Below are 12,314 nucleotides of genomic sequence, written 5' to 3'. Positions count from 1 at the left end.
GTCAGGCCTTCGCGCTCGCGTAGTCGTCCAGCAGGACGGTCTGCACCAGCTGCCCGGCCCAGTCGAGGATGTCCTTGTCCCGCAGCGGCCTGCCCCCCACCGGCGCGGTCTTGGGCATCGGCACGAGGATCTGGCGCAGGGCGGGCTTGATGATCGTGCCCCGGTAGACCCGGGTGAGCCGCAGCTGCTGGGACTCCCGCAGGTTCTCGACCGGGGCGAAGCGCACCATCTGACCCTGCACGCCGATGTCGGTGATCCCCGCGGCCCGGGCCACGGTGCGCAGCCGGGCGACCTGGAGGAGGGTCTCCACCGCCGGCGGAGGTGCGCCGTAGCGGTCCACGAGCTCCCGCGGATCTGCTCCAGCTCCGCCTCGTCGGCGACCTGGGCGAGCTTGCGGTAGGCCTCCAGCCGCAGCCGCTCGCCCGGGACGTAGTCGTGCGGGAGGTGGGCGTCGACGGGCAGCTCGATCTTCACCTCGGCCGGCGGCTCCTGCACGTCCCCCTTGAACGCCGCCACCGCCTCACCGACCAGCCGGACGTAGAGGTCGAAGCCGACCCCCTCGATGTGCCCGGACTGCTCGCCGCCCAGCAGGTTGCCGGCGCCGCGGATCTCCAGGTCCTTCATCGCCACGGCGATGCCCGAGCCCAGGTCGGTGTTGGCCGCGATCGTCTGCAGCCGGTCGACCGCGGTCTCGGTGAGCGGCTTCTCCGGGGGGTAGAGGAAGTAGGCGTAGGCCCGCTCGCGTCCCCGGCCCACCCGGCCGCGGAGCTGGTGCAGCTGGGACAGGCCGAGGGTGTCGGCCCGCTCGACGATGAGGGTGTTGGCGTTGGAGATGTCCAGGCCGGTCTCGACGATGGTGGTGCAGACGAGCACGTCGAAGCGCCGCTCCCAGAAGTCGACGACGACCTGCTCCAGCTTGTGCTCGCCCATCTGCCCGTGCGCCGTCTCGATCCGCGCCTCCGGCACGAGCTCGCGCAGCCGGGAGGCGGCCTTCTCGATCGAGGAGACCTTGTTGTGGATGTAGAAGACCTGACCCTCGCGCAGCAGCTCGCGCCGCACCGCCGCGGCGATCTGCTTCTCGTCGTAGCCGCCGACGAAGGTCAGCACGGGGTGCCGCTCCTCCGGCGGCGTGGCCAGCGTCGACATCTCGCGGATGCCCGTGATGGCCATCTCCAGGGTGCGCGGGATCGGGGTCGCGGACATCGAGAGCACGTCGACGTTCGTGCGCAGGGCCTTGAGCTGCTCCTTGTGCTCGACGCCGAAGCGCTGCTCCTCGTCGACGACGACCAGCCCCAGGTCCTTGAAGCGGACCGTGGAGCTGAGCAGCCGGTGCGTGCCGATGACCAGGTCCACCGAGCCGTCGGCGAGCCCGGCGATGATCGACCGGGCCTCCTTGTCGCTCTGGAAGCGGGACAGGGCCCGCACCACGACGGGGAACTGGGCGTAGCGCTCGGAGAAGGTCTCGAGGTGCTGCTGGACCAGCAGGGTCGTCGGCACGAGGACCGCCACCTGCTTGCCGTCCTGGATCGCCTTGAAGGCGGCCCGCACCGCGATCTCGGTCTTGCCGTAGCCGACGTCGCCGCTGATCAGCCGGTCCATCGGGACTGTCTTCTCCATGTCGGCCTTGACCTCCTCGATGCTCGAGAGCTGGTCGGGGGTCTCGGCGAAGGCGAAGGCGTCCTCGAGCTCGCGCTGCCAGGGGGTGTCCGGGCCGAAGGCGTGCCCCTGCGTCGCCTGGCGGGCGGAGTAGAGCCGGATGAGCTCGCCGGCGATCTGCTTGACGTGCTTGCGGGCGCGCGCCTTGGTCTTCTGCCAGTCAGAGCCGCCCAGGCGGTGCAGCGAGGGCGCCTCGCCGCCGACGTACTTCGTCAGCTGGTCCAGCTGGTCGGTGGGCAGGAAGAGCCGGTCGGGTATGCCGTGCCCCCGCGGCTTGGAGCTCGCGTACTCCAGCACGACGTACTCCCGGGTGGCGCCCTGGACGGTGCGCTGGGCCATCTCGACGAACCGGCCCACGCCGTGCTGCTCGTGGACGACGAAGTCCCCGGGACGCAGCTGGAGCGGGTCCACCTGCTGGCGGCGGCGCGAGGGCATCTTCCGCATGTCCTTGGTCGAGCCCCCGGACGACTGCTGGCCCGTGAGGTCGGTCTCCCCCACCAGGACGAGACCGCCCTCACCCAGGAGGAAGCCGCGGCCCACCCGCCCGGTCGTGACGGTGACCAGGTCGGTCGGCAGGTCCGCGTCCGTCAGCTCCTCGACGAGCCGGTGGGGCACGTCGTGCTCGCCGAGCACCTCGCCGACGCGGCGGGCCAGGCCGTGGCCGTCCAGCGCGAGGACGACCGGTCGTCCCTCCCCCGCCCAGGCGCGGAGGTCGGTGACCAGGGCCTCGGCGTCGCTGCGGTAGGCGGCCACCGGCGTGGAGGGCACCACCAGGGTGCTGACCTCGTCGTCCGGCTCGGCCAGCTCCTCGTCGGCGGTGAACGCGGTCAGTGCCCACCACGGGTGGCCGCTGCCCAGGGTGTGCGTGCGCATGTCCGCGAGCGACCAGGACGAGGCGGTGCCCAGCACCTGCTGCAGGTCGATGGGGACGCTGGCTCCGCCGCCCGCGGCGGCCGCCCACCCGGCCTGGAGGAACTCCTCGCTCGTCGTCACCAGGTCGTGGGCCCGCGTGCGCACCCGCTCCGGGTCCAGCACGACGACGCGGGAGCTCGGCGGCAGGACGTCGACGAGCGTCTCCATCCCGTCGACCAGGGCGGGCGCGAGCGACTCCATACCCTCCACGGCGATGCCCTCGGCGACCCTGCCCAGGATGTCCGCGGCCCCCGGCAGCACGTCGAGCAGCTCGGCCGCGCGGGCACGGACGTCCTCGGTGAGCAGCACCTCCCGGCACGGCGGCGCGTAGAGGCCGTGCTGCGCGATCTCGAGGCTGCGCTGGTCGGCGACCTTGAACCAGCGGACCTCCTCGACCGTGTCCCCCCAGAACTCCACGCGCACGGGGTGCTCCTCCGTGGGCGGGAAGACGTCCAGGATCCCGCCGCGGACCGCGAACTCCCCCCGCTTCTCCACCATGTCGACACGCGAGTAGGCCGCACCCACGAGGGCCTCGGCCACCTCGGGGAGCGCCCGGTCCTCGCCGGCGCGCAGACGCACCGGCTCCAGGTCCCCCAGGCCCCGGACCACGGGCTGCAGCAGCGCCCGGACGCTAGCGACCACGACCCGCACCGGTCCGGTCGCGGGGTCGGAGGGGTCCGGGTGGGCCAGGCGGCGCAGGGTCGCGAGCCGTCGACCGACGGTGTCGGAGCGGGGACTGAGCCGCTCGTGCGGCAGCGTCTCCCAGGACGGGAACCCGGCGACCACGTCCGCACCGTCCTTCAGCAGGCCACCCAGCGCGGCCACCAGGTCGTCGGCCTCGCGGCCGGTGGCGGTGACGGCCAGCAGGGGCGCGCGGTCGGCGCCGGCCAGGGCGGCCACCAGGGCCGGGTGCGTCCCGGCCGCGGCGGAGACGTCCACCGCCGGCCGACCCTCCGCGGCTGCGTCGAGCACCCGCTGGACGGCCGGGTCCGCGCGCAGCACGTCGACGACGGGGGACAGAGACATGGGGGGTCCTTCGCGGCGATGTGCTGGGGCGAATTGCGAGCACCCAGTCTAGGGGGAACGCCGGGGTGCCCCGGCTCGTCGCAGGTGGTGCGGGGCGGTCGTGCCATGCTGGCCCCGGGGGCGCCGGCCGGACCCGGTGGCGCCGCAGACCCAGGTCAGGGAGGATCGAACCCGTGAGGGATACCACCGTGCAGGCCCGTGACCGCTCCCGTCGGCGTCCGCCGCGGGCGCGTGCCAGGTATGCCGTGCTCGTCGCCGCCGGCCTCGCGCTCGCCGGCGCCGCCCCGGCCGCTGCCGAGGAGCCGCTGGACCTGCCCGGTCAGATCTACGACCCGGCCGACGCGCTGAGCGACGCGGAGGAGGCCCAGGCCCAGGAGCAGATCGACGGGCTGATGGAGGAGACCGGCCTGGCCCTCTACGTCGCCTTCGTCGAGGAGTTCACCGACAGCTCCGGCGCCGCCATGGACGGCGAGGCGTGGGCCCAGGAGGCCTCCGAGGTCTCCGGCATGGGGCCGGGCGACATCGTGCTGGCCGTGGCCGTGGATCAGCGGCGCTACGGCCTGGGAGACGTCGGGGCCACGCTGAGCGCCGAGTCGCTGCAGGTCATCCAGCTCGAGGACGTCCGCCCCGCCCTGGCCGAGGACGACTGGCCGGGTGCGGTGGAGGGGATGGTCGCGGGCCTGGCCCGGGAGTACTCCTCCGGAGGCTCGGGGTCCGGCAGCTCCGACGGGTCGGGGGGTTACGTACCCCCGGAGTACGAGCAGGGCCCGGTGCGCAACGACTCCTCCGGCGGCCTGGGGGGCGGCTTCCCCCTCCTCTTCCTGCTGCCCCTGGTCATCGGCGGGGTGGGCGCCGTCGCCGGTAGCCGGCGCTCGAAGCAGCAGCGGCGTCCCTCCGGGGGCGCACCCGTCCCGCCGGAGGCGCGCGGCGTGAGCCTGCAGGACCTGCAGCGCCAGGCCGCGGAGTCGCTGGTCGGGATGGACAACGCCGTTCGGTCCGCCGAGGAGGAGCTGGCCTTCGCCGAGGCGCAGTTCGGCACCCAGCGCACCGAGCCGTTCCGCAAGGCGCTGGCGAGCGCCCGCACCTCGGCCCAGGAGGCCTTCTCGCTGCGGCAGCAGCTGGACGACGACCGCAAGGAGCCCGAGGACGTCGAGCGCAGCATGCTCGCGCGGATCATCGAGCTCACCACCGTCTCGCGCCGGGCCCTGGACGAGCACACCCAGGAGTTCGCGACGCTCCGCTCGCTGCAGGACCGCGCACCGCAGTTCCTCGACGAGCTGGAGGCGCGCGCGCGGGAGACGCGCGAGCGGCTGCCGGTGGCCGAGCAGGAGGTGAGCGGACTGGCGGCGCGCTACCCCGCCGAGGCGCTGCGCACGGTGCGTGACCACCACAGCCAGGCCACCAACCTCGTGCAGTCCGCCGACGGCTTCATCAACGCCGGGCGGCAGTCGCTGCAGCGGGACGACCGGGCCTCCGCCGTGGCTGCCGCGCGGGCCGCCGAGGAGGCCCTCGGGCAGGCGGTGGTCCTGCTGGACCAGATCGCCCGGGCCGACGACGACCTGCGCAACTCCGCCGAGGAGATCAGTGCCCGCGTGGCGTCGCTGAGCTCGGACCTGCAGGACGTCCAGCGTCTGGCACCCCGGGAGCCGCTCGTCGCCGAGGCCGCCCAGCGCGCCCGGGAGGCCATCGACCGCGCCCGGTCCTCGCGGACCAGCGGAGACCCCCTGCGGGCGCTCGCCGACCTCGACGCCGCCGAGCACGACCTCGACACGCTGCTGGCGCCCATGCGCGAGAGCGAGGCCCACACGCGCAAGATGCGGGAGAACTTCACGCAGCGGGTGAGCCGGGTCGGCGCCCGGCTGCAGAGCATCAACCAGACGATCGCCACCCGCCGCGGTGCCGTGAACAGCGGGGCCCGCACCCGCATGTCCGAGGCCCTGCGCCTCTTCGACCAGGCCCAGTCCCTGGCCGAGAGCGACCCGGCCAACGCGATGGCGCTGCTCACCCGCGCCGAGCAGCTCGGCGAGCAGGCGCTGACCGAGGCTCAGAACGACCTCAGCTCCTGGGGCGGCTCCGGCGGCCCCGGCTCCCCCTACGGCGGCCCGCGGTCCGGCGGGATCGACCCGTGGTCGGTCATCCTCGGCGGCATCCTGCTGGGCGGCGGGCGGGGCGGCGGCCACCACCACTCCGGCGGCTGGGGCGGGGGCGGCGGCTTCGGCGGAGGCGGTTTCGGCGGAGGGAGCTTCGGTGGCGGCAGCTTCGGCGGAGGCGGCGGGGGCGGCAACTTCTCCGGCGGTCGGTTCTGAGCCGACGACCCACCGCATACCCGGACACCGGCGCAGGCTCACGACAGCAGCCCCGACCACCGCATACCCGGACACCCACAGACCCGATCAGGGACGACGAAAGGATCGATCATGACCCAGAAGCAGACCATCCTCGGTCGCATCAGCCAGCTCGCGCGCGCCAACGTCAACGCGCTGCTGGACCGTGCCGAGGACCCGGAGAAGATGCTGGACCAGCTGATCCGCGACTACACCAACTCCATCGCCGAGGCGGAGGAGGCGGTGGCCCAGACCATCGCCAACGTGCGGATGGCCGAGGCCGACCTGCAGACCGACCGTGAGGCCGTCGCGGAGTGGGGCCGCAAGGCCGCCGCGGCCTCGGAGAAGGCGGAGCAGATGAGGGCCTCCGGCGACCCGGACGGCGCCTACAAGTTCGACAGCCTGGCGCGGGTCGCGCTCAGCCGGCAGATCCAGCACGAGGGCGAGATCAGCCGGGCCGAGCCGACGATCTCCCAGCAGAACGAGACCGTCGAGCAGCTCAAGGCCGGTCTGACCACGATGAAGACCAAGCTGGAGGACCTCAAGTCGCGACGGGGCACCCTCGTGGCCCGCGCCCGCAGCGTCGAGGCGCAGAACAAGGTCCAGGACGCCATGGCCTCCATCGACGTCATGGACCCCACGAGCGACCTCTCCCGCTGGGAGGACCAGATCCGCAAGCAGGAGGCGATGGTCGCCGGGCGCGCCGAGGCCCGCTCCACCAGCCTGGAGGACCAGTTCGCCGAGCTGGACGACCACAGCGCCGACGCGGAGATCGAGGCGCGGCTGCAGCAGCTCAAGGGCCAGCAGGGCTGACCTGCCTCACCGGGTGGCGGGCCTCACGGCGCGCCACCCGGCCCCGCGCGGGGAGGGTGACGTCAGCGGGCGTGGAAGCGCTGCTGGGCGGCCTCCAGCCCGACGTGGACGAGGTCCTCGACGGCGTCCGCCCCCTCCCCCACCAGCAGGTCGACCTCCACCTGGTCGCGGGAGGGGAAGTCGGCCAGCACGTAGTCGGCGGGGTCCTGCCGCCCCGGCGGCCGGCCGATGCCCAGCCGCACCCGGAGGTAGTCCTTGCTGCCCAGCGACTGGCTGATCGAGCGCAGCCCGTTGTGCCCGCCCTCACCGCCGCCCCGCTTGAGCCGCAGGACGCCGAAGTCGATGTCGAGCTCGTCGTGGACGACGACGAGCTGCTCGGGAGGGACCTTGTAGAACTTCATCAGGCCGCTCACGGGCCCGCCCGAGACGTTCATGTAGGTCCGGGGGCGCGCCAGGACGGCGCGCGGGCCGGGCAGCCCGCCCGGCGACGTCCCGAGCCGGACCTCGGCGGCCCAGGCGCGAGCCGCCTTGTGCTCGCGCAGGGTCGAGCCGGCGCGGCGTGCCAGCTCGGCGACCGCCATCGCGCCGATGTTGTGGCGGTTGCCCTCGTAGCGCGGGCCGGGGTTGCCCAGCCCCACGACCAACCAGGGTGCGGTGCTCATGGGTGCTCCAGGTGGCTCGGGGGAACGACGCGGCCGTGCCGGCGGGACAGTCCCGGGCCGGCACGGCCGCGTCGGTGGTGCGGGGATCGCGTCAGCGGCTCACGCCTGGTCGGCGGCCTCGCCGTCACCGGACTCGGCGGCGGCCTCACCCTCGGCAGGTGCCTCGGCGTCACCCTCGGACTCCGGCTCGTCGGTCTCGATGCCGACCTCGGCCTCGGCCTCGGCGAGCTCGGCCTCCAGGGCCTCCTCGGAGATGGCCTGGGTGACGTTGACGACGAGAGCCTCGGCGTCGGTGACCAGGGTGACGCCCTCGGGCAGCTCGACCTGGCCGGCCAGGATCTGGGTGCCGGCCTCCAGACCCTCGACCGAGACGATGAGGCTCTCCGGGATGTGCGTGGCCTCGGCCTCGACGGTGAGCTCGGAGTGGTCGGTGGTGACGACGGTCTCGGGGGCGGCCTCGCCCTCCACGTGGACGGCGACGTCGACGACGACCTTCTCACCCTTGCGGACGATGACCAGGTCGACGTGCTCGATCGTGCGCTTGATCGGGTCGCGCTGGACGTCCTTGGCCAGGGCCAGCTGCTGCTCACCCTCGACGTCCAGGCTCAGGACCGCGTTGGTGTGACGCAGGGCCAGCAGGGTCTCGTGGCCGGGCAGGGACAGGTGGACCGGGTCGGTGCCGTGGCCGTACAGGACGGCGGGCACCTTGTCCGCGCGACGGATGCGGCGGGCGGCGCCCTTGCCGAACTCGGTGCGCTTCTCGGCGGAGATCTTCAGCTCATCAGACATGGGTCAGCCTTCTGGTCGGGGGTATGCGGTCACTGGTCGGTGGGGCCTCGACGCGGGACGCGGCACGGTGGCGTCATCGCGGAGGCGCTCATCAGGGTCACAGCCGTCAGAGACACGCTTCGTCGATGACGGACGTCGTGCGACGTCCCTCGCCGAGGCAACCACGGAAGTCTAGCGTCCGTCGCGGGGACGGGTGAAATCGTGCGCGGAGGTCGTGATCCCGGCGGCGATGTCCTGGTGGGCGCCGCCCGCCCGTCAGGCGCGCCCCTCGCGCTCGAACATCGAGGTCACCGACCCGTCCTCGAAGACCTCACGGATGGCCCGGCTGATGAGCGGCGCGATGGAGAGCTGGGTGATCTTGTCCAGCGCCTGCGCCTCCGACGACAGCGGGAGCGTGTTGGTGACGACGACCTCCTGGGCGACGGAGTCCCGGAGACGCTGCACGGCCGGCCGGAGAAGATCGGGTGGGTGGCCGCGATGACCACGCCCTTCGCCCCCTCCTCCATCAACGCGTCCGCGGCGTGGCAGATCGTGCCGCCGGAGTCGATCATGTCGTCGACGAGGATGCACAGCCGACCCTCGACCTCCCCGACGACGCGGTTGGCGACCGACTCGTTGGGGCGCTCGATGTCCCGGGTCTTGTGGATGAAGGCCAGCGGCACCCCACCGAGCTTGTTGCTCCACCACTCGGCCACCTTGATGCGTCCGGCGTCCGGCGAGACGACGGCCAGCGGCTCCTCGCCATACTTGCCCCGCACGTAGTCCGTGAGGATCGGCGTGGCCATCAGGTGGTCGACCGGGCCGTCGAAGAAGCCCTGGATCTGCGCGGTGTGCAGGTCGACGGCGAGGAGCCGGTCCGCGCCCGCGGTCTTGAACAGGTCGGCGACCAGCCTGGCCGAGATGGGCTCGCGGCCGCGGTGCTTCTTGTCCTGACGGGCGTAGCCGTAGAAGGGGAGCACCACCGTGATCCGCTTGGCCGAGCCGCGCTTGAGCGCGTCGACCATGATCAGGTGCTCCATGATCCATTCGTTCACCGGCGCCACATGGCTCTGGATGACGAAGGCGTCGCACCCGCGCACGCTCTCGTCGTAGCGGACGTACGTCTCGCTGTTGGCGAAGGCGTAAGCCTGCGTTGGGACCAGGTGGGTGCCGAGGTCGGCCACCACCTCCTCGGCGAGCTCAGGGTGGGCGCGGCCGGAGAAGACCATGAGGTTCTTCTCCGTGGTCCGGTTGATGCCGGTCATCAGCTCTCCTCGATGGGGGTGGTGGTGTCCTCGACGTGCCTCGTCCCGGCCGCACGAGCGGCCTCGGCTGCTTCGGCGGTCCTGGTGCCGGCACGGCGCCGCTCCACCCACCCGTCGATGTTGCGCTGGCGCCCCGCGGGCGACGGCGATCTGGCCCGGCTCGACGTGCCCCTCGACCGCCGACCCCGCGGCGACGTAGGCCCCGTCGGCGATGTCGACCGGGGCGATGAGGACCGAGTCGGAGCCGACGAAGCTGTGCCGCCCCACGTGGGTATGGTGCTTGGCCACGCCGTCGTAGTTGGCGAAGATGGTCCCCCCGCGCGATGTTGGCGCCCTCCCCCACCGTGGCGTCCCCGCAGTAGGTCAGGTGCGGCACCTTGGCATTCGCCCCGATCTGGGCGTTCTTGGTCTCGACGAAGCCGCCGATCTTGCCGCCCTCGCCCAGGACGGTCCCGGGGCGCAGGTAGGAGAACGGCCCCACGCTGGCCCTGGCACCCACCACGGCGTGCTCGGCCTGGGTGCGCACGACGGTGGCGCCGTCACCCACCTCGGTGTCGGTCAGCGTGGTGTCGGGCCCGACGACGGCGTCCTCCCCGACGGTCGTGGCCCCCAGGAGCTGGGTGCCCGGCCGGATCACCGTGTCCTGGCCGATGGTGACGTCCACGTCGATCCAGGTCGTCGCGGGGTCGACCACGATGACGCCCTGCCGCATGTGGTGCTCGACCACCCGCTGGTTCAGCACCCGGCCGAGCGCGGCGAGCTGCACCTTGTCGTTGACCCCCTCGGTCTGCACGAGGTCGTCCAGCGGGTGGGCCACCACGCCCCGGCCCTCCTCGCGGGCGATCCGGACCACGTCGGTGAGGTACTTCTCGACTTCCTGCCCTGGGCGTTCTGCACGTCCACCTGCTGCAGCGCCCGACGCAGCACCTGGACGTCGAAGGCGTAGATCCCCGAGTTGTACTCCGTGATGTCGACGACGTGGGCGAGCTCCCCGCCCTCCTCCCGCGCGGCCCGGGCGTCCTTGAACTCCATGATCTGCAGCACCTCGCCCGCGGCGTCCCGCACCACGCGGCGTAGCTCCGGCGTCGTCGACGACGGCGCTGAGCAGGGTGACGGCCGCCCCGCTCTCCTCGTGCACGCGGGTGAGGTCCGCCAGGGTCTCGCCGGACAGCAGGGGAACGTCGCCCATGGTCACCAGGACGGTGCCGGTGAGGTCGGCGGGCAGGGCGTCCAGGCCGCACTCGCACGCGCGACCGGTGCCGGGGACCTCGTCCTGGTCGGCGATCGTCACGGAGGCGTCGACCTCGGCGACGTGAGCCGCGACGAGGTCGCTCGTGCCGCACGACGACGACGGTGTGCTCGGCGCCCACCTCGCGGGCGGCGGCCATCGCGTGGCCCACCAGACTGCGTCCGCCGATGCGGTGGAGGACCTATCGGGAGTCTGCTCCTCATCCGCGTGCCCTGTCCGGCGGCAAGGATGATGACGGCGGCGGGGTGGTGGGTCGTCACGCCCCAGACTCTACCTCCGGCCCCCGGCGCTCCCGAGGGCCGGACCGTGAGCCGTGAGCGGCGGCATACCCGGGGGTTGGCATGATGGACGGTGTGACCTCCTCCACGGCGAAGCCGACCCCACGCAACCGGATGACCGGCCCCCAGCGACGGCAGCAGCTCGTGGAGGTGGGCCGGGCGCTGTTCGCCGAGAAGGGCTTCGAGGGCACGAGCGTGGAGGAGATCGCGGCCACCGCGGGCGTGTCCAAGCCCGTGATCTACGAGCACTTCGGCGGCAAGGAGGGGTTGTACGCCGTCGTGGTCGACCGTGAGATCCAGGCCCTGCTGGGTCTGATCACCACCGCACTCACCTCGCACGAGGGCAACGCACGGGCGCTGCTCGAGGCGGCGGCGACCGCGTTCCTCGACTACATCGAGACCTCGACCGACGGCTTCCGGATCCTCGTGCGCGACAGCCCGCCCGGGCAGTCGACCGGATCCTTCGCCTCGCTCATCAGCGACATCGCCAGCCAGGTCGAGCACATCCTCGCCGCCGAGTTCAAGCGGCGCCGGCTGGACCCCAAGACCGCGCCCCTCTACGCCCAGATGCTGGTCGGGATGGTCGCCATCCCCGGTGGGTGGTGGCTGGACTCGCGGCGGATGAAGAAGGAGGACGTCGCCGCGCACCTGGTCAACCTGGCGTGGAACGGCCTCGCCGGGATGGAGGCCAGGCCGACCTTGCGCACCCAGGGCAAGGGCTGAGCCCGGTTAGGCTGTCGGGGTGCCTCGGCACGTTCCCCGGTTGCTCTGCTGGCAGGGGCCGCCTGACTTTGAATCAGGATTAGCGACGTAGGTTCGATTCCTACCCGGGGAGCTCGGCGCGGACCGCCTCACGCCTCGAAGTCGACGAGCAACCGCTTCAGGAAGGCGGCCAGGCTGTCGCGCTCGGCGTCCGAGAGGCCGGCCAGCAGCTCCCGCTCCCCCTTGAGCAGCGCGACGAGCGCCCGGTCGGCCAGCTCCCGCCCCTGCGGGGTGAGCGTGACGAGGACGGCCCGACGGTCGTGCGGTGAGGCGTGCCGGCTCAGCAGGCCGCGAGCGGCCAGCCGGTCGAGGCGGTTGGTCATGGTCCCGCTGGTCACCAGGGTCTCGCGCAGCAGGTCCCCGGGGGTCAGCTGATAGGGCTCCCCGGAGCGGCGCAGCGCCGAGAGCACGTCGAACTCCCACTGCTCGAGCCCGTGCTCGGCGAACGCCGCCCTCCGGGCGAGGTCGAGGTGCCGGGCCAGGCGCGAGACGCGGGAGAGGACCTCCAACGGCGAGACGTCCAGGTCGGGGCGCTCCCGGCGCCACGCAGCGACCACCCCGTCGACGTCGTCGGCGGTCCCGGTGCTGCCCATACCGCG

Annotated in this window: 6 protein-coding genes, 1 tRNA gene and 3 pseudogenes; 4 read left to right on the top strand and 6 right to left on the bottom strand. The window is 72.8% G+C overall.

Features of this window, described 5'->3' with window-relative positions:
- Nucleotide 1: 1 nt before the first annotated feature.
- Nucleotides 2–3,594, bottom strand: a pseudogene (gene mfd, locus E3Z34_RS03265) (transcription-repair coupling factor).
- Between the two features lie 173 nt (nucleotides 3,595–3,767).
- On the opposite strand from mfd, the gene E3Z34_RS17935 reads away from it, so the two are divergent.
- Together E3Z34_RS17935 and E3Z34_RS03255 are read left to right on the top strand one after the other, a co-directional pair.
- On the top strand, nucleotides 3,768–5,900 hold the full coding sequence (locus tag E3Z34_RS17935; protein ID WP_134772448.1) for a TPM domain-containing protein: 2,133 nt from the start codon (nucleotides 3,768–3,770) through the stop codon (nucleotides 5,898–5,900).
- A 111-nt stretch (nucleotides 5,901–6,011) separates the two neighbouring features.
- On the top strand, nucleotides 6,012–6,731 hold the full coding sequence (locus E3Z34_RS03255; RefSeq protein WP_134772447.1) for a PspA/IM30 family protein: 720 nt from the start codon (nucleotides 6,012–6,014) through the stop codon (nucleotides 6,729–6,731).
- Between the two features lie 62 nt (nucleotides 6,732–6,793).
- On the opposite strand, the gene pth is transcribed toward E3Z34_RS03255, so the two are convergent.
- The 4 genes and pseudogenes from pth to glmU form a co-directional block, all read right to left on the bottom strand.
- Nucleotides 6,794–7,393, bottom strand: coding sequence for an aminoacyl-tRNA hydrolase (gene pth, locus E3Z34_RS03250; RefSeq protein ID WP_134772446.1), 600 nt, complete (start codon nucleotides 7,391–7,393; stop codon nucleotides 6,794–6,796).
- Between the two features lie 99 nt (nucleotides 7,394–7,492).
- Nucleotides 7,493–8,182, bottom strand: a complete 690-nt coding sequence (locus E3Z34_RS03245; protein ID WP_134772445.1) for a 50S ribosomal protein L25/general stress protein Ctc — start codon at nucleotides 8,180–8,182, stop codon at nucleotides 7,493–7,495.
- Between the two features lie 255 nt (nucleotides 8,183–8,437).
- Nucleotides 8,438–9,426 (bottom strand): annotated as a pseudogene (locus E3Z34_RS03240) (ribose-phosphate diphosphokinase).
- A pseudogene (glmU, locus tag E3Z34_RS03235) lies at nucleotides 9,426–10,878 on the bottom strand (bifunctional UDP-N-acetylglucosamine diphosphorylase/glucosamine-1-phosphate N-acetyltransferase GlmU). The pseudogenes E3Z34_RS03240 and glmU overlap by 1 nt, the downstream one beginning before the upstream one ends.
- Nucleotides 10,879–11,067: 189 nt before the next feature.
- Here glmU and E3Z34_RS03230 point away from each other — a divergent pair.
- A complete protein-coding gene (locus E3Z34_RS03230) occupies nucleotides 11,068–11,676 on the top strand; it encodes a TetR/AcrR family transcriptional regulator (protein ID WP_194092448.1) in 609 nt (202 codons plus the stop codon).
- 33 nt (nucleotides 11,677–11,709) lie between these two features.
- Nucleotides 11,710–11,788 (top strand) — tRNA-Gln (locus E3Z34_RS03225).
- Between the two features lie 16 nt (nucleotides 11,789–11,804).
- Here the strand turns inward: E3Z34_RS03225 and E3Z34_RS03220 are convergent.
- Nucleotides 11,805–12,308 carry a MarR family winged helix-turn-helix transcriptional regulator gene (locus E3Z34_RS03220; protein WP_134772443.1) on the bottom strand — a complete coding sequence of 168 codons (504 nt, stop codon included), beginning with the start codon at nucleotides 12,306–12,308 and terminating at the stop codon, nucleotides 11,805–11,807.
- Nucleotides 12,309–12,314 lie beyond the last annotated feature (6 nt).

Origin of the sequence: Ornithinimicrobium flavum, assembly GCF_004526345.1 — a bacterium.
Classification (GTDB): domain Bacteria; phylum Actinomycetota; class Actinomycetes; order Actinomycetales; family Dermatophilaceae; genus Ornithinicoccus; species Ornithinicoccus flavus.
This window is presented reverse-complemented; position numbering and strand designations above follow the sequence as displayed.